Origin of the sequence: Anabaena sp. PCC 7108, assembly GCF_000332135.1 — a bacterium.
In the GTDB taxonomy this organism is placed as follows: Bacteria; Cyanobacteriota; Cyanobacteriia; order Cyanobacteriales; family Nostocaceae; genus Anabaena.
In genome coordinates this window covers 4502539-4525797 of record NZ_KB235896.1, presented here as the reverse complement: position 1 = coordinate 4525797, position 23259 = coordinate 4502539, and the positions used below count along the sequence as shown (strand labels likewise).

Below are 23259 nucleotides of genomic sequence, written 5' to 3'. Positions count from 1 at the left end.
ACTCTGCGTCACTTTGCGTTTACCTCAGCGAACCTCTGCGTTTAAAAGTAAAGTTTCCAACCGCTTTTAGTATATATCCTCTTACCTTCTTATCACGCGACACAAATTCCATATTGGGGTAGCAAATCGTGAATAATATAGAATTGATGTGCTTGTAAAGCATCATGAAATAATTTCCAATTGCTGACTAGGAAACTGGGATGATAGGGAAAAATCTCATTATCTTTATCAACGCGGCTTTCAGTTCCCAAAGCGAGGTATTTCCAGGAACTTTTACCCTTGGGAATATAGTTAATATTTGCTGCACCAAAACTAAATTGACCTTGGGATATTGCACTTAGCCATTTTTGATGACGTAAACTACCCTTAATATCTTTAATATTTTCCAGCATAAAGGCAATTAAACTTTTATCTGGTTCTGGTAAACCTGGTACAATAGCATCAGCATCACATTTTAAATAACGCTGCATAGCCTTACACATATTATCAGCAGCTTCCAGAAAATCTTCAGGATTATTACGGCTAATTTTTTCACCCCTACCGTTAATATAACCCCAACGTAAAAACGGCTTATCAGGATGACTTAAAACCGCACCATGTCCTAAAGGTAAAGCCTCACTAACAAAATAATTCTTCAATCTATCCATCAAATTCCGATCAGGTTGATCATTTTCATCAAGTAATTTTCTTGCTTCATTGACTCGATGATTAACACCAGCAAAACCTTGATGCGCCCAGGTATCAACATAAACGTGCATAGTAATACCCAGACGATGCAAACTATAAGCACTTTCACGGCGTTGGATACATTCCCGCACCATTTGCTGCGCGACATAACTATTAGGACGACAAATCAACTTTTCGATAAACTTCCCTTCAGGATCTTCACCTGCTGGTTTTCCGCCATTTCCAGGTAAAAAATGAAAAGGAATCCAAACATGATGAATTGCTAACGCCTGAAAATTGCGATAATCTAACATCTTGTGTGCAGAACTAATGCGGGTAAACATCGCCCCATTATCGAATCGAATTAAACCGCTATTGATAGCATCATCTACATATTGGGCGCAGTAAGCGACGGTACTCGCCTCTTCGTGGTCAAAACCCGCTAGTCGCGCTACAACGTAGGTGACACCATGATGAAAGTCTATTTGCATCTTCAGTCAATTATGAGTTAGGGAATTTACGTATAGACTATAACGATTTGGGCGCTGTTGCGTAATTTTTTACCTGATAGCGGTTATTAAACTGCGACATCTGTTTGCTAAACTCTAGTAATCACAGTTCAGTAATTGTTCATGACTGAGGCAGAACTACTACAGGTAATCGAAGAAGCCGCTATGGATGGTGTAACAGAACTTCACCTTAGCGTAAGAAAACTCAGTAGTCTGCCAGCAGAAATAGGAAAACTCACCAACCTGCAATTCCTTGACCTCAGTTACAATCGACTGAGCAGTCTATCACCAGAAATAGGACAACTTACTAACCTCCGAACTCTCGACCTCAGTGACAATCAATTGAGCAGTCTATCACCGGAAATAGGACAACTTACTAACCTCCGAACCCTCTATCTCAGTGACAATCAATTGAGCAGTCTACCACCGGAAATAGGACAACTTACTAACCTCCGAACTCTCTACCTCAGAAACAATCAACTGAGGAGTCTACCACCAGAAATAGGACAACTTACTAACCTCCGAACTCTCGACCTCAGAAACAATCAACTGAGGAGTCTACCACCAGAAATAGGACAACTCATTCACTTGAAGCAGCTTGAACTTCAAGGCAATGAAATAATCAATCTTCCACCAGAAATAATAGAACAGGGATTAAAATCAATTCTTAGCTTTTATCGGCAACAGCTAGAACAAACAGTTGAGCATTTATATGAAGCAAAATTTTTAATTGTCGGTGAAGGAGGTGCAGGTAAAACTTCTTTGGCCAAAAAAATTGAAGATGGAAACTACAAACTTCAATCAAATGAAAAATCAACTGAAGGCATTGATGTCATTCAGTGGAAATTCAATCTAGATAATGGTCAGGAATTTCGCGTTAATATCTGGGACTTTGGTGGACAAGAAATCTACCACCAAACTCACCAATTTTTTCTGACTAAACGTTCTCTCTATGCCTTAGTTGCAGATATACGCCAAGATAATACAGATTTTTATTATTGGCTGAAAGTTGTCGAACTATTGAGTGAAAGTAGCCCAGTTTTAATTATTAAAAATGAAAAACAAGACCGTCAATGCGAAGTCAATGAACGCCAATTGCGAGGAGAATTTCTAAATCTCAAAGAAGTTTTACCAACTAACTTAGCGACTAATCGTGGTTTAATAGAAATTAAAAACTCTATTCAGCAATACATAAATAAACTTCCTCATGTTGGTACACCTCTACCAAAAATCTGGGTGAAAGTCCGTTCTGACCTAGAAAAAGACTCCCGCAACTTTATTAGTCTTGAAGAATACTACAAACTTTGCAAACTTCATAGCTTAACTAAACGTGAGGATATGTTGCTACTAAGTCGCTATTTGCACGACCTCGGTGTTTGCTTGCATTTCCAAGATGATCCTACACTTAAACACTATGTTATCCTCAAACCAGAATGGGGGACTACGGCAGTTTACAAAGTGCTGGATAATAAAAATGTCATTAAGAACTTAGGGTGTTTTACCAAAAATAATCTTGCAGAAATTTGGCAAGATAACGAATATAGCGAGATGAGGGATGAACTGCTGCAATTGATGATGCGGTTTAAACTTTGTTACCCAATTCCTCATTGTAATGGTAAATATATTGCACCGCAATTACTCGATATCAACCAACCTGAATATATCTGGGATAAATCCCATAATTTAATTTTACGCTACAAATATGAATTCATGCCCAAGGGTATTATCACTCGCTTAATTGTCGAAACACACCCTTGGATTGAACAACAAAAACAGGTTTGGAGAAGTGGCGTTATTCTCAATCAATATCAAACTCGTGCTGAAGTGATTGAAAACTACAATCAAAAGGAAATTAAAATCCGTGTTACCGGAAATCGTAAAAAAGAACTGCTGACAGTTATCACACACGAACTCGACAAAATACATCGTTCTTTTGAGCGTTTGAAATATGATACTCTTGTTCCTTGTAACTGCAAAGAATGTGAAGGAAGTCAGACACCTTATGCTTATCCTTTAGAATCATTACGTAAACGTTTGTATGTTGGACGCTATAAGATTGAGTGCGAAAATAGTTTTGAAATGGTTGATATTCGTAGGTTAATTGATGATGTAAATCTAAAAACCCAAGAATTAAATCGGGAACTGCAAACCTCAGTTACACCGTTACAAAATGAACTTGACAACCAGAAAAAAGAATCCTTTAATAATGTAATTCATATTCATGTAAAATCAGAGAGTAATTCCATGTCAGAATCTTATCAATCTAAGTATGACCAAAGAAATGCAAATAACCAATTTGTAGATACAGCCCAATCAGGTAGTAATGTCACATTCAATCAAAATAATTACACACCAGAACAAAAACAGAATTTAGCCGAAGCCGCAGCTGAAATTCAACAACTGCTTCACCAATTATCTAAAAACAATCAAACAGCCACAAATGAAGGAATTACAAACGCCATTCATCAAGAAATTAAACGCAACCCAACACTAAAATCCAGATTAATAGCGGCACTTAAAGCTGGTGGATTAGAAGCATTAAAAGCAATATTTAATCATCCTGTTTTTAGTATTCCAGCAGAAACCATCAAAGGATTTTTAGAAGCAGAATAAATAACTTTACTTATTTCTAAAACAAACTTTAAAATACTGTTTTATAGCAATTTTTTGTTGGGTGAATTACATTTCGGAACCTCACCCCCAACCCCCTCTCCGTAAACAGAGGGGGCTACTGTTTTCCTTTTTATAGCAATTTTTTGTTGGGTGAATTACATTTCGGAACCTCACCCCCAACCCCCTCTCCGTAAACAGAGAGGGGGCTACTGTTTTCCCCTCCTCGCTTGCGGGGCTAGGGGTGGGGTTTTATGTAATGTATGCAGTATCATGAGTGAAGCGATGGCTCCGCCCGCCGCAGGCATCGCAATACTTCCTTTTACAACAACATCCGATTCAGAAAATTCTGTAATAACTTTATCCCCGTTGGTTCTTGATAATCTGTAGGTAACAAAGCCCCTATCGCTTTTTGTAACGCTTCCAAAGCTGAATCTATTTCCTGACGCTTTGGTCTTGTAGTTGGGGGAAAATATAAAGGTTTACCAACCCGAATTGTTAACTTTTTCCTCAAAAATAAGTCATGAGTACCAATTAATGATATCGGTACAATTGGCACTCCAGACCGCAAAGCATAAATTACAGTCCCGCGTTTGAAGGGATGCAAATGACCCTCAGCAGTTCCCAATCTTCCTTCAGGAAAAATCATCAACCCATCTCCACGGGCTAAAATTGCGGCCACAATGCGATCTATGCGGCGGATTGTCTGGATATCTCCACCAGGATTAACGGTATCTTTAATAACTTGAGCAAGTTCTTGTAAATCATCTCGTCCGGCTTTAGCAGCAGCAATAACAGCCTGTTCTTCACCCCAAATTCTTTCTAAAGGAATAACACCATCGGCAAAACCCAAAATCCAGCGTTTCCACCATTTGTTATAGAGAGTGCGAGCATCACCAAGAATATAATAGTGGGGCTGGGTGGGAATTTCTGAGAGTAAAACCAATGGGTCAAAGTGGTGAAGATGGTTAGCAGCTAAGATAGCTGGTGTGGGCGGGATATTTTCAATGTTTTCAACTTTGACACTGAATAGGGAATGAATGAGCGATCGCACTACCCAACGTCTGATCTTAGCATTAACTCGCGGTTCCCAATGTTCTTGAGTAATAGCCGATAGCCCATTGAGAGTAGTTTCTATAGTATGACGAATAGAGCGATCGCTCGCTGCGGCTACACCTTCCCGCACCCGCTGGATAGTTGCGTCAGTCACAGGTAGTAAAGTTTCTAATTCCGGCTGATGACTGGAGATCAAGTCTGCATCAGATGAGATTTCAGGAGAAGATTCGCTCGAAGAAATATTCATGAACAAATCAGAATGCTTGATTATTTACTCTAAAACACTTCTCGGTCAGAAGTCTACATATTATACTTACCTTTTGTCATATCCAAGACACCAAAATATTTAGAGAAATCTGTCATAAAAACCCAAAATTTCTGTAATTCCTCCCACAGTTAGAAGCAAATTTCCCTACAATGTACGTTGATAGGCTAATAGCTTGCTGGGAAAGAACGTAAAAAATAAACCCTATGATTTACCACAGCGTAGGCACATTTAAAGGTGTTGGGGGACTTGATCTGTATTACCAAAGCTGGAATCCAGAGGGTAAGGTAAGGGCGATATTAGTTCTGGTACATGGACTCGGAGGACACAGCGGACTTTACAAAAATGTAATTGAGCATTTGCTACCTAAACAATATGCAGTTTATGGTTTAGATTTGCGTGGTCATGGACAATCACCTGGTCAAAGAGGTTACATAAATACTTGGGCTGAGTTTCGGGATGATGTTCGAGCCTTCAAAGAGATGATTCAGAAGCAGCAACCAGGATGTCCAATTTTTCTTTTTGGTCATAGCATGGGTGGAATGATAGTTTTAGACTACACTCTGCACTATCCCCAAGATACATCTGCATTGCAAGGTGTGATTGCCTTTGCCCCCAGTATTGGAGAAGTAGGAGTACCACCGATACGAATACTTTTAGGGAAAATGCTGTCGCAGGTGTGGCCGCGTTTTTCCCTAAATATTGGACTAGACACAGCTGCTGGTTCACGGAATAAGGAAATTGTGACTCCCTGTAATCAGGATAAATTACGCCATACCCGTGCCACAGCCCGTTTATCTACAGAATTCTTTGCGACATTAGACTGGATTCATGCTCACGCAGCAGAATGGCAGATACCGCTGTTAATTTTACATGGTGGTGCTGACAGAGTGGCTTTACCTGGGGGAAGTGAACTGTTCTACCAGCGAGTGACTTACCCAGATAAGCTACGTATTGAGTATCCGGGAGCTTATCATGATTTACACTGTGACATCAATTATCATGAAGTGCTGGCTGATTTAGAGACTTGGATGAATCAGCATTTATCGGTTGAAAAGGGACAATTAGAGCCAGTTATGAGTAATGAGTGATGAGTAACAATTAGTGGTCAATTGTTTAGACATCTCCGAAAAAGAATGTAGAGCCGTTCCAGGAAAAATCCCTACAAGGGTTCTAGATAACGCATATTAAATGTAGCATTTTTAGCTCTATATCAGTGCTTATAAGCTACTTGACGGCATTCTTTTAGTCTGACCAATTTTATATTGGCAGATAAGTAATGGTAGTCCGTTTATTAGCTTTTACCAAAGGGGGAGAGACTGTATTAAATCAGACTCCCTTTTTTATTGAACATGACTAATTGAGTCTAAGCTCTAGCAATAACTTTAACAGTATAAACCCGGCTAATCCCGCTAATACTGGTGCGAATGAAGTCATTAATTAGAGGCGATATTTATTGTAACTTCATGGATTAAAAAGTAAATTTACTGAAGCTTTAAAAAATACTACGGTTATATAATTTACTCTATTAATAAGTAAAAATTTGAACAATTCAAAAGGAAACAACTCTATCTACAGAGATGAATCCTTGTTTGATAATCAGCGAGATTGATTAGTTAATCGAGTGTAAAAAATTATGTCGCAACCTCAAGTAAAAATCACAGTTACCCCTGCCGGCGGACCACAGAATACACCTAGCTATAAGGACGTAGTATCAATTACTGGTGCTGGTAGTGATAATACTTATACTTATTTCAACCAACAGGGTGTCATTGACGCTTGGTGTTTGGACAGTGCTACTGGCATTGACGCTAACGCCACCTATACAGCTAATGTCTATTCCAGTTATGAACTAGCTCCGTTGGCAACATTGGGAACGCCAGCGAGGATAGGTAACTTATATAATTTAGATTTGGTCAACTGGATCATTAACCAAAACTTTACGGCTAATCCTCAATATAACTACGGTGAAGTTCAGGCAGCCATTTGGACATTACTGGGGGACACTTATAATCCCAATGGTAGTGATTTAACAAAAGACGGGTCTGTAGTTGCCAGCGATGTTACTTCTATCGTCAATCTGGCTAAGGCAAACGGCGAAAACTTTGTTCCCGACACCAATCAATTTATTGGAGTCATTTTTGACCCGTTTGTAGTTAATAGCAATGGCTCGATAACACCTAAACAACCACTTTTAGGTCAAGTTAAAGCAGCAAAACTGGGCAACTTCGTATGGAACGACCTCAACGCCAATGGCATCCAAGATGCAGGTGAATCAGGAATTACAGGAGTTGCTGTCAATTTGGGACGGGACAGCAATAGCAATGGAATCATCGAAAGTAATGAAATTTTAGCAACCACCACTACTGGTGCAGGTGGTTTATATGAATTCAAAGGCTTGACCCCAGGTTTAAGCTATCAGGTGCAATTTACTACTCCCACTGGCTTTGATGCGGTAAGTCCTCGGCAACAGGGAAGCATTGGCGCGGTGGATTCCGACGGTTTATTGTCCAATGTGATCATTTTAAACCCTGGAGAATTCAACCAAACTATTGATGCTGGGTTCTATAAGTATGCCAGCGTATCAGGAACAGTATATGTAGATGCCAACAACAACGGTGTCAAAGATGCCACAGAAACAGGCATTGAAGGAACAATCATCACCCTCACAGGTACAGATAGCCTAGGCAACGCTGTAACTGTAACAACCACAACAGATGCCAACGGTAACTACACAGTCGGCAACCTACGTCCGGGAACATATAACCTGACAGAAACCCAGCCAACTGCCTACTTAGATGGTAAAGATGCTGTTGGTACTCAAGGTGGGACATTAGGTAACGACAACATCAGCACCATTACCCTAACTTCAGGCACAAATGGTACTGGAAACAACTTTGGTGAAGTCTTAGCATCAAGCATATCTGGAACAGTATATGTAGATGCCAACAATAATGGTATCAAAGATGCCACAGAAACAGGCATTGAAGGAACAACCATTAACCTGACAGGTACAGACGACTTAGGCAACGCAGTCAGCCTTACTGCGACAACAGATGTCAATGGTAACTACGAATTTACCAACTTGCGTCCCGGCACAAACTACACCCTGACAGAAACTCAGCCAACTGCCTACTTAGATGGTCAAGACAGCGTTGGTACTCAAGGTGGGACATTAGGTAACGACAACATCAGCACCATTACCCTAACTTCAGGCACAAATGGTACTGGAAACAACTTTGGTGAACTCGTACCAGCCAGTTTAGGTAACTTTGTCTTTGAAGATAGTAACGCCAACGGCATTCAAGAAGCCTGGGAAAAAGGCATTGCTGAGGCTACTGTTAACCTATTGGATGCCGATGGTAATGTCATTGCCACCACTAGCACAGATGCCAATGGATTGTACTCCTTCACTAACCTGCAACCAGGAGACTACAAAGTTCAGTTTGTCCAACCCGATGGCTTTAGCGGAATAAGTCCTACCAATGTTGGTGGTGATGATAGCGTTGATAGCGATGGACTCATCTCCGATGTCGTTAACCTGTCTCAAGGAGAAAATGACACCACAGTTGATTCAGGCTTCTACAAGACAGCCGCATTAGGAGACTTCGTATTCAACGATAGTAACAACAACGGCATTCAAGATGCTTCAGAAGCAGGAATTAGTGGGGTAACAGTCGAGTTAATTAACCCCGCAGATGGCAGTATTATTGCCAGCGTCACCACAAATGCTAACGGTGGTTACAACTTCAGTGGCTTAACTCCCGGAGATTATCAAGTTCAATTCACATCACCAACAGGTTACAGTTTCTCCACAGCTAACCAAGGTGGAGACGATGCCCTAGATAGCGATGCCAACACCACAACAGGCTTAACTCAAACAGTCACCCTGACAAGTGGAGAATTCAACGGCACATTAGATGCGGGTTTAGTACCACTAGCCAGCTTAGGTAACTTTGTCTTTGAAGACAACAACGCCAACGGTATTCAAGATGTAGGGGAACAAGGCATTGCTGAGGCTACTGTTAACCTATTGGATGCAGATGGTAATTTCATTGCCACCACTAGCACAGATGCCAATGGATTGTACTCCTTCACTAACCTGCAACCAGGAGATTACAAAGTTCAGTTTGTCAAACCCACAGGCTTTAATGGCGTAAGTCCTACCAATGTTGGTGGTGATGATAGCGTTGATAGCGATGGACTCATCTCCGATGTCGTCAACTTGTCTCCTGGAGAAAATGACACCACAGTTGATTCAGGCTTCTATAAGACAGCTTCATTAGGAGACTTCGTATTCAACGATAGTAACAACAACGGCATTCAAGATGCTTCAGAAGCCGGAGTTAGTGGGGTAACAGTCGAGTTAATTAACCCTGCAGATGGCAGTGTTATTGGTACAACCACAACCAATGCTAACGGTGGTTACAACTTCAGTGGCTTAACCCCTGGAGACTACCAACTTCAATTCACATCACCAAGTGGTTATAGTTTCACCAAAGCTAACCAAGGTGGAAACGATACCCTAGATAGCGATGCTAACCCCAGCACAGGCTTAACTCAAACAGTCACCCTGACAAGTGGAGAATTCAACGGCACATTAGATGCGGGTTTAGTACCACTAGCCAGCTTAGGTAACTTTGTCTTTGAAGACAACAACGCCAACGGTATTCAAGATGTAGGGGAACAAGGCATTGCTGAGGCTACTGTTAACCTATTGGATGCAGATGGTAATTTCATTGCCACCACTAGCACAGATGCCAATGGATTGTACTCCTTCACTAACCTGCAACCAGGAGATTACAAAGTTCAGTTTGTCAAACCCACAGGCTTTAATGGCGTAAGTCCTACCAATGTTGGTGGTGATGATAGCGTTGATAGCGATGGACTCATCTCCGATGTCGTCAACTTGTCTCCTGGAGAAAATGACACCACAGTTGATTCAGGCTTCTATAAGACAGCTTCATTAGGAAATTTCGTATTCTATGATGTCAACAACAACGGCATTCAAGAGGCTTCAGAAGCAGGAGTAGAAGGCGTAACCGTCACCCTGATTGGTGGGGGAGTAGATGGACTGATTAGTACTACTGCTGATAACACCACTATCACCACAACTACCAATTCTGGTGGTCGGTATAACTTCTCTGGACTAACACCTGGACAAGAATATCAAGTTGAATTCTCTAATCTGCCTGCGGGATATCAGTTTACTCAAGCAGATGCAGGTACTGATGATGCTTTAGACTCCGATGCTAATACCAGCACTGGCAAAACCCAAATTATCACTCTTGCTTCTGGTGAAAATAACCCGACTTTGGATGCAGGGATTTATCAAAACGCCGGCGACTTGTCCATTACCAAAACCGACGGTTTAACGACAGTCACACCTGGACAGCAAATCACCTACACCATTGTGGCTCAAAATAATGGTCTGATAACTGCTACCAATGCCCTGGTGAGCGATATCATGCCCAGCAACTTGACCAATGTGACTTGGACAAGTGTGGCAACAGGGGGAGCTACAGACAATCAAACCACTGGTACAGGCTCTATCAACGATTACGTCACCTTGACAGCGGGTAGCAGCATCACTTATACAGTCACCGGGACTGTAGCTCCGATTACACCGACTGTGGGCAGTGTAGGAACCTTTAGCCTAGGTGGCAACACAGCAACTTCTGGAACCCTTGGTAATATTCGGACATTTACTGCCACTAACGGCGTTCAGGTGAAGGCAAGTGCCTTTAGTCAGCTGAATGGCACTACTTGGTCTAATGCCTATCTCGGCAGCTATGGCGGTGGATTAGGAGTTACCAACTCCAATGAAGGAGATGGTAGCGGTAATCTGCATGTTGTAGACAACGGCAGCAGCAATGATTACATCCTGTTTGAATTCTCGGAATCCGTTGTCATTGATAAAGCATCTTTGGGCTATGTCGTCGGTGACAGCGATATGTCGATCTGGATTGGAACTGTAAACGATCCTTTCAACAACCATATCAATCTCAACAGCACTGTATTAAGTACTTTAGGATTTACTGAAGTTAATAACGGTGGTAGTAGCACTCGCACAGCTGATATCAATAGTGGCAATGTTGCAGGCAATGTACTTGTGATTGCGGCTAAAATTGGTGACACTGATGATAATTTCAAAGTCAACACTTTAGACATCAGTAAACTCACAACTACTTCACCCGGAACCCTATCCAATACGGCTACGATTACAGGTCCGGCTGATTTCACCGATACTAACTCCAACAACAACAGTGCTACCGATACTGATACTGTAAGTTCTGCTCCTACAGTTAAAACAGGCGACTTGTCAATTACCAAAACCGACGGTTTAACGACAGTCGCTGCTGGACAGGAGTTAACCTACACTATCGTCGTCAGCAACAATGGTCTGATGACCGCCACAAACGCCTTGGTTAGCGATGTAATGCCTACCTTGCTGACCAACGTGACTTGGACAAGCGTGGCAACAGGGGGAGCTACAGATAATCAAACCAGCGGCACAGGCAGCATCAACGATTATGTCACCCTGACAGGTGGTAGTAGTATAACTTACACAGTTAATGGTACAGTAGCTGCCAACGCTGTGTCCTCTACCCCCACTTATACAAACACCACGTTTGATTTCAATGGCAATAGTTCGACGGATGGAACAGATGGAAATACCCGGACGTTTACACAGGACGGCATTTCCGTTACAGCAAGCGCCTTTAGTCGTGTTGATGGCAAAAATGGAACTTGGAATAAGGCCTATCTCGGTAGCTACACTGGTGGCTTAGGTGTTACTGATAGCAACGAAAGCAGTAGTTATCATCGCGTTGATAACGGCGGTGGCAGAGATAACTACGTCCTATTCCAATTCTCTGAATCGGTTGTGATTGATAGCGCCTACCTGCAATATGTCGTTGATGACAGTGATGCCACTGTTTGGATCGGTAACTTTAACAATACCATCACGACTTTAAGCGACTCAATTCTCGACAGCTTTGGTTTCACTGAAGTTAACTTGGGTGGTAGCAGCGATCGCTGGGCAGATATCAATGCTAATCAAAACCTAGGTAACACTCTAGTTATCGCCGCCAAGACCGATGATAGCAACGATCAATTCAAAATTCGGTATTTGGATATTCAGAAACCTGTCGCACCAACAACCGTTTCTCTAACTAACACCGCTAAGGTAACAGCTCCAACTGGTTTCACCGACACCAACACTGGCAACAACATTGCTACCGATACTGATACCGTGACTGCTGCTTTAAACCTCCCCTCAGCACCTGGTGTACGTACTCCTGGTTTCTGGGCAAATTCCACCTGGCAGACTTTCTGGGATGGTATCCAAGGCAACGAACCTGCACAAAAAACACAGCCCAACTTCGCCAAAAGCGATCTTCTCTTCGCACCTTATACGAACTCCGCAGAACCTGGAAAAGTTCTTGATCCTGTGAGCGGACAGTATGACATCGGGCTACTCATCGGTGACTACAACCGCAATGGCAAAACTGATGCAGGTGAAGATACTCTCTTCTACACCAAAGCACAAGCACTCCAGATGGTTGATTCCTCACAGCACCCTAACGGAGATAAGCGGTACGATCTTGGTCGCTCCTTGGTTGCTGGTTGGTTGAATTATCTTGCTGGTAATCCCATTGACACCGCTAATCCAACCGATAAGGATGAACGATATTACATCAGCGAAGGCATTAATTGGTTACAAGCCTTCACTCCAGACGAAAATGGCGATAAGAAAGGTGATGGCGCAATTTACCAAATGACAGGTATTGGTAATGTTTATAGCCCTCAACTTTCTAATAGCTACTGGAGTCAAGGTACTTCCAGTGCATCCGGTTCACCAAGTCCCTACAACTTGAACACCAATGTTCTCTATCCTTTAGAGTCTGGTGATGCAATCAATAGCAAACTGGATGATTACAACAATGGTAAGGGTCTTGCAGATGGCGTTTTCTACGGAGGATAATAAATCGCTAGAAATACCAATTTTAGTGATAGTGCTTCCAACTTAAACTAAAGATTCCCCCGTTAAACTCTGGGTTTAACGGGGGAATCAAATTCTTTTTAGATAATCAACCACATCTTCATGAAAGTTTCGTGTCAAGACGCATAAAGATTGAAACCATAGTAATAGAAAAAGAAGAAATACATTCATGAAATTATGGACTAAATACATGACAACTACTTTAATTTTGGATTTTGAATTGGTATAATTATTTAACTTGACGTGATGCCTAGTTAAGACAATTTAGTCAGAACAAATTAGAATGAAAAACTTAGATTAATTATGAAAAATATAGAAGATACCTCTCTTAATTACGGCTCAAATATTGAAAGATTCTGGCGTGATTTTTTGCGCGGTTTCACAGCCCCTGTTACATTACCTTTATTGACTCCTTCCGCCTCCTTATATCTATCTCGTCAGACCCAAGAATTTCACCTATCAAACAGTCAAACTTCAGATTTGACTACATTTTTCCAAAACAATAAATTAAGTCTTCACACTCTCATTCAAGCAGCAGTAGCTCTACTTTTAAGTCAATACACTAGAGAAACAGATATTCTGTTTGGTTCAACTACCGAAAACCCTGATTTTAATATTGTACCTGTGCGAGTTTCCGTTAAACCTGATACTTCAGTTTTATCCTGGTTGACAGAAATACAAGGACAATGGTCTACTTTGACAGAGTGTGAATTTACTCCTCTAGAACAAATTCAGCAATGGAGTGACATTCCTTTAGAATTACCATTATTTGAAACACTAGTAATATTTGGAAATCATGAAGAATTAGAATTTATTGAACATAATGAATATCCTTTGATATTATCTGTTGATGCAGAATCAGACTTATTACTAAAAATCAATTATCAACAAACTCGATTTGCAGATGATGCCATAACTCGAATGTTAGGACATCTGGAAACTTTATTAACAAATATAATCAATTTTCCTGAAAAAACTCTTACTAAGATTCCCTTACTTACAGAAGTAGAGAAACATCAATTATTAGTTGAATGGAATCAAAGTGAGACGGATTATCCCCAGGATAAATGCATACACCAATTATTTGAAGAACAAGTAGAGAAAACACCAGATGTAGTTGCAGTAGTATTTGAGAATGAACAATTAACTTATCAAGAACTTAATCAACGTGCAAATCAATTAGCAAATTATCTGCGAAAATTAGGAGTTAATGCCGATAAATTAGTAGGATTGTGTTTAGAACCATCTTTATCTAGGATTATTGGGTTATTAGGAATCCTCAAAGCTGGGGGTGTTTATTTACCGCTAGATCCGGTTTATCCTCAAGAACGTCTCAGATTTATGATTGAGGACTCGCAGGTTTCCATTCTTTTAACTCAAGCATCTTTAGCTGCTAAGTTATCAAATAATTCGCTGCAAATTGTGAACTTAGATGCAGACTGGGAGAAGATTTCCACAGAATCTACAAATAACCTACAAAGTTGTGTAACTCGGGAAAATCTGGCTTATGTTATTTATACATCTGGTTCAACAGGAACACCAAAAGGCGTTTTAACTTCCCATCAAGCGATCGCACATCACTCTCAGAATATCATTGCACATTATCAACTCAATTCGAGCGATGATAGAACTTCCAGCTGCGGTGATCGCATTTTACAATTTGCATCTCTGAGTTTCGATGTTTCTTTAGAGCAAATTTTACCAACCTTAGCAGTTGGAGCGACTTTAATCTTAATTGATACAAAATTATTAACTCCCTGGGAATTTCATCAGAAATTAATTGATTATGATTTAACAGTTGTTAATATTCCTCCAGCTTATTTCACTCAATGGTTACAATATTTAACCGAAAATGATTTTAACACTGTTCCCAATCAACTCAGATTAGTTATTTGCGGTGGTGAAGCATTACCAGTAGAAAGTTTAAAAATCTGGCAAAATAGTCCACTCAGGGGAATCCGTTTAATCAATGCTTATGGACCAACAGAAACAACCATAACAGCAATAACTTTTACAGTTGCTCAAGAAACTACATCAATAGAATCTTACACAAATATTCCCATTGGAAGACCATTACCAAACCGCAAAGTATATATTCTTGATCAACAAAAAAATCCCCTTCCAATCGGTGTAGCTGGAGAGTTATATATTGGTGGAGAAGGGTTAGCAAAGGGTTATTTAAACCAACCGAAATTAACAGAAGATAAATTCATTTTTAATCCGTTTGCTCAGGTAGCAGAGAGTAGATTGTATAAAACTGGGGATTTAGCTCGCTATTTACCTAATGGAGATATTGAATATCTAGGTCGTATTGACAACCAAGTAAAAATTCGCGGCTTTAGAATAGAATTAGGAGAAATAGAAGCAGTATTAAACCAACATCCAAATCTGAAGGAAACTAAAGTTATTACTAGAGAAGATATTCCTGGTGAAAAGCGATTAGTTGCTTATATTATTTCTAAATCAAAGCAAAATTCTTCATCAGAAATATCTCATCAACTACGTGAGTATCTCAAACAGAAGCTACCTGATTACATGATTCCTTCTGGCTTTGTGGTATTAGAGTTTTTCCCATTAACTACTAATGGTAAAATTGATTATCGCGCTCTTCCTGCTCCCAATTTTTCTGCTAATCAAAGTAATAATTATATTGCCCCTCGTACAGCTACAGAAGAAATTCTAGCTGATATCTGGAATCAGGTACTCAAATTAGAAACTATTAGCATTAATGATAACTTCTTTGAATTAGGAGGACACTCATTACTAGCCACCCAAGTTATATCACGCATCCGACAAACTTTTAATCTAGAGATCCCCCTGCGCTTACTATTTGAATATCCCACCATTTCCCAATTATCCTCACAAATTGGCAACAATAATAGTCTAGCCGTATCACAGATTGAACCGAGAAAACAGTCAAAAAATCTACCACTTTCCTTTGCTCAACAACGGCTTTGGTTTCTAGACCAATTAGAACCCAACAGTACCGCTTATAATATGCCTTATCGATTACAAATTCAGGGTTCACTCAATATCAGTGCCTTAGAGCAAAGCATTGTTCAAATCATTCAACGTCACGAAATCCTGCATACTAATTTTGTTGTTATTGACGGGGAAGCAACACAGGTAATTACTAATAAGATTGACTTCCAATTACCTATCATTGATTTACAATCTTGGACTGATGAACAACGAGAAATAGAAGCTGAAAGAATAGCTAAGAAAGAAGCACAACAAACTTTTAATTTAGCTGAAGATTCTCTACTTCGTATCAAACTGTTACGTATTAATCAAACAGAACATTGGCTGTTATTTAACATTCATCACATTATTTTCGATGGCTGGTCTTTTGGGATCTTATTTGCAGAACTAAAAGCACTTTATACAGCTTATTCTGAGGGTGTTACCTTAGAGTTCCCACAATTACCAATTCAGTATGCAGACTTTACACTTTGGCAAAAAAAATGGCTTGCTGGAGAAGTTTTAGAATCTCAGTTGAATTACTGGAAACAGCAGTTAGGTGGAACTTTACCTGTATTAGAATTGCCTAAAGACCGTCCTCGTCCCAGAATAAAAACCTATACAGGAGCCACAAAAACCTTCGTTTTATCACCAGAATTAACAGCCAATATCAAATCCCTTTCACAAAAAGAGGGCGTGACATTATTCATGACCTTACTGGCGGTATTTAAAGTATTAATTTGCCGTTGCAGTGGGCAAAAAGATGTAATTGTAGGGACTCCCATTGCGGGACGTAACCGCCGAGAAATTGAGGGTTTGATGGGCTTTTTTGTCAACACTTTAGCTTTGCGAACTAATTTAACTAATAATCCTAGTTTTAGAGAATTATTAGGTCAAGTTCGGCAAGTATGTTTAGAAGCATACACTAATCAAGATGTCCCCTTTGAGCAGTTAGTTGAGGTGCTACAACCAGAAAGAAATTTAAGTCATACTCCGATATTTCAGGTGATGTTTGTTTTGCAAAACGCACCAATGGGAGAATTGGAATTACCCAATTTGAATTTAACAGCTTTAGAACCACCAAAACAAACTGCTAAATTTGACTTCACTCTGTCGATGGAAGAGAAAAATGGCCAACTAATAGGTGAATGGGAATATAATACGGATTTGTTTGCTCCTGCTACTATAGAGAGAATAATCGAACATTTTCAGATGTTATTATCTGGGATATTGGCTACTCCAGAGCAAAACATTTGGCAATTGCCTCTAATTGCAGAACCAGAGAGACATCAATTATTAGTTGAATGGAATCAGACTCAGACAGATTATCCTCAAAATAAGTGTATTCATCAGTTATTTGAAGAACAGGTAGAGAGAACACCTGATGCAGTTGCAGTGGTGTTTGAGAATCAACAATTAACTTATCGAGAACTTAATCAACGTGCAAATCAAGTAGCAAATTATTTGCAAACATTAGGAGTAAAATCAGAAAAAGTAGTAGGAATTTGTGTAGAACGCTCACTAGAAATGATTGTGGGAATATTGGGAATTTTAAAAGCGGGTGGAGCTTATTTGCCACTTGATTTTACATATCCTCAAGAGCGTATTTCCCGTACACTTGATGATGCTCAAGTAGCTATATTATTGACACAAAAACATCTAATCACAAGGCTTCCAAAACACCAAGGAGAACTGATTTGCTTAGATACTGACTGGCTTTTGATCTCTCAAGCAATAGAATCAAATCCTGTTTGTGAAATTCAACCTGAAAACTTAGCTTACGTAATTTATACTTCAGGTTCTACAGGGGAAGCAAAAGGAGTAATGATTCAGCATTCCTCCGTTGTGAATCTTGCCAATGGACTACATCAAGCTATCTATTCTCATCACCCAAATTCACCATTACAAATCAGTTTAAATGGGTCTTTAACTTTTGACACTTCTGTTAAACAGATTATTCAACTGATATATGGTCATAGTTTGAACATAGTTCCAGAAAAGGTGCGATTTGATGGAAATGCTATGTTGTCTTACTTACAGCACCAAAAAATAGATGTGTTGGACTGCACACCATCGCATCTGGGACTGTTGATTGGGGCAGGATTGCTGGAAAGAGATGATACTCCTGAATATGTACTTGTAGGGGGAGAACCGATTGATGAATCTATGTGGACAACTTTAGCACAGGCTCAAAATATTAATTTTTATAATGTTTACGGTCCAACAGAATGCACTGTAGATACTACTGCGTGTTTAATACAAATAGCTAACATCAAGCCAGTTATTGGTCGTCCTATAAGTAACGTCAAAACCTACATTTTAGACGAATATCTGCAACCAGTTCCCATCAATATGCCAGGGGAATTGCACATTGGGGGTGCGGGATTGGCAAAAGGCTATATCAATGCCAAAGAGTTAACACAAAAGAAATTCATCCCTAATCCGTTTGATAAGACAGCAGGGAGTAAATTGTATAAAACTGGGGATTTAGCTCGCTATTTACCTAATGGAGATATTGAATATCTAGGAAGAATTGACAACCAAGTAAAAATTCGCGGCTTTAGAATAGAATTAGGAGAAATAGAAGCAGTATTAAACCAACATCCAAATTTGAGGGAAGCTAAAGTTATTACTAGAGAAGATATTCCTGGTGATAAAAGATTAGTTGCTTATATTATTTCTAAATCAAACCAAAACTCTCAATCAGAAATATCTATTGAGCTACGTGAATACCTCAAACAGAAGTTACCTGATTACATGATTCCTTCTGGCTTTGTGGTGTTAGAGTCTTTCCCCTTAACTACTAATGGTAAAATTGATTATCGCGCTCTTCCTGCTCCCGATTTTTCTGCTAATCAAAGTAATTATGTTGCCCCTCGCACACCTATAGAAGAAATTATCGCTAATATTTGGATTCAGGTACTCAAGGTAGAAAAAATTGGCATTGATGATAACTTCTTTGAATTAGGAGGACACTCATTACTAGCCACCCAGGTTATATCCCGCATCAGACAAAGTTTTAACTTAGAAATCCCCCTGCGCTTACTATTTGAATGTCCCACCATTGCCCAATTATCCTCACAAATTGGCAACAATAATAGTCTACCAGTACCACAGATTGAACCGAGAAAGCACCAAGAAAATCTGCCACTTTCCTTTGCTCAACAACGGCTTTGGTTTTTAGACCAATTAGAACCCAACAGTACCGCTTATAATATGCCCTATAGGTTGCGGCTTCAGGGTTCACTCAATATCAGTGCCTTAGAAAAAAGTATTGATCAAATCATACAGCGTCATGAAATTCTGCACACGAATTTTATCTCACTAGAAGGACAACCAATTCAGGTAATTAGTAACAAAATTAATTTCAATTTACCTATCATTGATTTACAATCTTTGCCTGATGAGCAACGAGAAATAGAAGCTCAAAGAATAGCTAAAGAAGAAACACAGCAGCCTTTTAATCTAGCTGAAGATTCTCTATTTCGTGTCAAACTGTTGCGTGTCAATCAAACAGAACATTGGCTGTTATTTAATTTTCATCATATTATTTTTGATGGCTGGTCTTTTAGAGTTTTATTTGAAGAATTAAAAGCAGTTTATACAGCTTATTGTCATGATTTAATTTCTCCTTTACCACCACTAATAATTCAGTATGCAGACTTTACTCTGTGGCAAAGAAATTGGCTTGCTGGAGAAGTTTTAGAATCGCAATTGAATTACTGGAAAAAGCAGTTAAGTGGGACTTTAACTGTATTGCAATTGCCTACAGACTATCCCCGTCCACAAGTACAAACATACGAAGGAGTTGCTCATGCTTTGACTTTATCCCCTGAATTAACTGCAAATCTTCAATCTCTTAGCCAAAAACAAGGTGTAACTTTGTTCATGACTCTACTGGCGGCATTTAAAGTATTACTTTGTCGCTATAGTGGACAAGAAGATGTGATTGTGGGAACTCCTATTGCGGGACGTAATCGTTCGGAAATTGAGGGCTTAATTGGCTTTTTTGTGAATACTTTGGTTTTGCGGTCTGATTTGAGTGGTAATCCTAGTTTTCGGGAATTACTCAGTCGTGTGCGGCAAGTTACTTTAAACGCTTATGCTCACCAGGATGTACCTTTTGAAAAGTTAGTTGAAGAACTTCAGCCAGAAAGAGATTTAAGTCATACTCCCTTATTTCAAGTCTGGTTTAATATGGTCAATTTAGAGGAGACTTCTCTGGAATTGAATGGTTTAAAAGTTGAACCTGTTTCTGGCTTCAAAATTGATTCTAAGTTTGATTTATCTCTCTATCTTAGAGCCGAAAATAATCAAATTAATCTGCAATTTGTATATAACAAAGTTCTCTTCAATGTGGATACAATTCAGTGGATGGGAATGCATTTTCAACAATTGCTAGAAGGGATATCTGCTAATCCAGAAAAACCAATTTCTCAATTATCTATTTTAACTGAAAAGGAGCGTTATCAATTATCACATCAGCGTAACCTGATTAGCCCCACTAATGCCTTTATAGAGTTCCAAAAACAAGAGATTCAACAATCAATACCGTCACGGTTTGAACAGCAAGCCAAAAAATATGCTAACAATATTGCTGTGAAAACAAAAAATTATCAATGGACTTATGGAGAATTAAATCTACAAGCTAATAAAATTGCCCAAGAACTTCTACAAACTGTTACCAATAAAGAGGCTAAAATTGCCCTGTTATTTGATCATGATGCACCTATGATAGCGGCGATTTTGGGATCTCTCAAAGCAGGTAAAACTTATGTACCTCTTGATCCTAAATATCCGCAAGACAGGATTTTATATATTTTAGAAGATTCACAAGCTCAAGTAGTTTTAACTAATAACAATAATTTAGTTAATGCTCAGAAATTAACTGATAGAAAACTGCCAATTATCAATATCGATGATATTAATATTAATGACTCTGCTGTAGAAATCACCGAAGAAATAGCACCAGATACTCTTGCTTATATTCTTTATACTTCTGGTTCGACAGGAAAGCCCAAAGGAGTTATTCAAAATCACCGTAATGTTTTGCATTTCATTAGAAATAATACTAATAATCTCCATATTTCACAAAATGATAAGTTGAGTTTATTTGCATCTTACAGTTTTGATGCGGCAATTATAGATATCTTTTCTGCTCTTTTAAATGGTGCTACTCTTTATCCATTTGATATCAAAACAGAAGGTTTAGCTGATTTATCGGCATGGCTAGAGGAACATAAGATTACTATCTATCATTCTACTCCCACTGTTTATCGTAGTTTTATTCAAATATTAACTGAAAAAGAATCACTAGCAGCAAAACGACTGACTCATGTACGTTTAGTACTATTAGGAGGGGAGCAGGTTATTAAAAGTGATGTGGAATTATATCACAAATACTTTGCTGATGAATGTATTTTAGTTAATGGTCTTGGTTCAACGGAATCTTCCTTCAATCTCCAATATTTAATTGATAAAAAAACGCAAATTACTGAGAAGTTTGTGCCAGTTGGTTATCCATTTGATGACACGGAAATTCTTTTGCTGGATCATATGGGCAACCCAACTGATATTTGTGGTGAAATTGCTATTAGTAGTCCTCATATTGCCCTCGGTTATTGGCAGAAACCAGAACTTACAAAGGCGGCATTTTTAGATGATTTACACAGTGGAAATAAGAGAATTTATCGTACTGGAGATTTGGGACGCTTAAAAGCTAATGGTGTGATAGAATGTTTAGGTAGAAAAGATTTTCAAGTTAAAATTCGGGGTTTTCGGATTGAATTAGGAGAAATTGAAGCGGTTTTAAATCAACATTCCCAGGTTAAAGAAACTGTTGTCATTGCTAGAGAAGATATTCCTGGGGAGAAGCGATTAGTAGCTTATATTATTCCTAAAAAAAATGAGGTGAGTAGCAAGGAAATAAAACAGTACCTCAAACAGAAGTTACCTGATTATATGGTTCCGGCTGCTTTGGTTGTGCTTGATGTTTTGCCTTTAACTCCTAATGGTAAAATTAATCGTCTTGCGCTTCCTACTCCCGATTTTAAAAAGCTTGAATCAACAGAGTATACAACTCCAGCCGATAATTTAGAACTGCAACTCACAAAAATTTGGGAAAATGTTTTAGGTGTTCAACCTATTGGCTTAAATGATAACTTTTTTGATGTGGGCGGTCATTCACTTTTAGCTGTAAAACTATTTGCTCAAATTGAGAAAACATTTGGTAAAAATATTGCTCTAACTATTCTTTTCCAAGCTCCAACAATTAGGCAATTAGCTAATATGCTGCGGGACGAAGGATACATAAGTTCTTGGTCTTCATTAGTACCAATTCAACCTCATGGTTCAAAACGTCCTTTTTTCTATATTCATACTATTTATGGAGGTTTGATATATAGCCTGAATTTGTTATTAAAACTAGATGCTGATCAACCTGTTTATGGTTTACAAGCACAGGGTTTGGATGGTAAAAATTCTCCTCATAGATGTATTGCAGATATGGCATCTCACTATATTAAAGAAATACAAACTGTTCAGCCTCATGGACCATATTTACTGGGAGGATGGTGTGCAGGAGGGGTGATAGCTTATGAAATGGCGCAACAGCTGTATGCACTAGGAGAAACTGTGGAATTGTTAGCTATTTTTGATGCGTTCCCCCCCCAAATGATACCTGTATCCCATCCAGTTATAAGTTCTTTATCTCCGTCAGTAAAAACAAAGTCTGGTATTTATGAATCTAGATTACGTTTAATGGATATGATTGAGCGTAATCGCCGTTATTTTCATAATTTGACACTTCAACAGCAGATAATCTTAGTTTGGGAAAAAATTCATCGACGAATTCAGGATAAAATCACAGAAACTGTCTATCAATTTTATGTGAAGCAGAATCTGCCTTTACCTCACTCTTTTCGCCATTTAGCTGTTAGAGATGCCATCCTTCATGCTTACAGAAATTATTGTCCAACAGTTTATGCAGGTAAAGTGATCTTTTTTAAAGCAGTTGATGAAACTAAAGAATCTACCCCTTATTTGCAAAGGTGGTCAGAACTAGCTGCTGGTGGCTTAGAAATTCATGATATTCCTGGTAATCATAACAGTCTGATGGCCGAACCTCATGTTTCCGTTTTGGCTGAAAAGTTAAGGCGCTGTTTACAGACTTAAGCAGTGAACTGGTA

At 39.2% G+C, this 23259-nt stretch carries 6 protein-coding genes; 4 read left to right on the top strand and 2 right to left on the bottom strand.

The annotated features are described in order from the left end of the window. Positions 1 to 92 precede the first annotated feature (92 nt). A complete protein-coding gene (locus ANA7108_RS0121135; RefSeq protein ID WP_016952823.1) occupies positions 93 to 1157 on the bottom strand; it encodes a DUF6765 family protein in 1065 nt (354 codons plus the stop codon). Between the two features lie 141 nt (positions 1158 to 1298). Here ANA7108_RS0121135 and ANA7108_RS0121130 point away from each other — a divergent pair, with 141 nt between their 5' ends. Beyond that, positions 1299 to 3788 (top strand): COR domain-containing protein, encoded by a 2490-nt coding sequence (locus ANA7108_RS0121130; RefSeq protein ID WP_016952822.1) that lies wholly within the window; start codon positions 1299 to 1301, stop codon positions 3786 to 3788. 319 nt (positions 3789 to 4107) lie between these two features. Here the strand turns inward: ANA7108_RS0121130 and ANA7108_RS0121125 are convergent, their stop codons facing one another. Beyond that, complete coding sequence (locus tag ANA7108_RS0121125; protein WP_016952821.1) at positions 4108 to 5088, bottom strand: 1-acyl-sn-glycerol-3-phosphate acyltransferase; 981 nt, start codon at positions 5086 to 5088, stop codon at positions 4108 to 4110. Between the two features lie 224 nt (positions 5089 to 5312). Here ANA7108_RS0121125 and ANA7108_RS0121120 point away from each other — a divergent pair, with 224 nt between their 5' ends. From ANA7108_RS0121120 to ANA7108_RS0121110, 3 genes are all read left to right on the top strand, one after another. Continuing rightward, positions 5313 to 6197, top strand: a complete 885-nt coding sequence (locus ANA7108_RS0121120) for an alpha/beta hydrolase (protein WP_016952820.1) — start codon at positions 5313 to 5315, stop codon at positions 6195 to 6197. Positions 6198 to 6742: 545 nt separating this feature from the next. Continuing rightward, positions 6743 to 13093, top strand: coding sequence for an SdrD B-like domain-containing protein (locus ANA7108_RS0121115; RefSeq protein WP_016952819.1), 6351 nt, complete (start codon positions 6743 to 6745; stop codon positions 13091 to 13093). A 321-nt stretch (positions 13094 to 13414) separates the two neighbouring features. Further along, positions 13415 to 23245, top strand: a complete 9831-nt coding sequence (locus ANA7108_RS0121110; protein WP_016952818.1) for a non-ribosomal peptide synthetase — start codon at positions 13415 to 13417, stop codon at positions 23243 to 23245. Positions 23246 to 23259: the final 14 nt, after the last annotated feature.

What these genes read in the sequence shown, in the direction of transcription:
- ANA7108_RS0121125 (WP_016952821.1), bottom strand. Translation starts at nt 5,088, where the DNA reads ATGAATATTTCTTCGAGCGAATCTTCTCCTGAAATCTCATCTGATGCA.
- ANA7108_RS0121135 (WP_016952823.1), bottom strand. Translation starts at nt 1,157, where the DNA reads ATGCAAATAGACTTTCATCATGGTGTCACCTACGTTGTAGCGCGACTA.
- ANA7108_RS0121120 (WP_016952820.1), top strand. Translation starts at nt 5,313, where the DNA reads ATGATTTACCACAGCGTAGGCACATTTAAAGGTGTTGGGGGACTTGAT.
- ANA7108_RS0121110 (WP_016952818.1), top strand. Translation starts at nt 13,415, where the DNA reads ATGAAAAATATAGAAGATACCTCTCTTAATTACGGCTCAAATATTGAA.
- ANA7108_RS0121130 (WP_016952822.1), top strand. Translation starts at nt 1,299, where the DNA reads ATGACTGAGGCAGAACTACTACAGGTAATCGAAGAAGCCGCTATGGAT.
- ANA7108_RS0121115 (WP_016952819.1), top strand. Translation starts at nt 6,743, where the DNA reads ATGTCGCAACCTCAAGTAAAAATCACAGTTACCCCTGCCGGCGGACCA.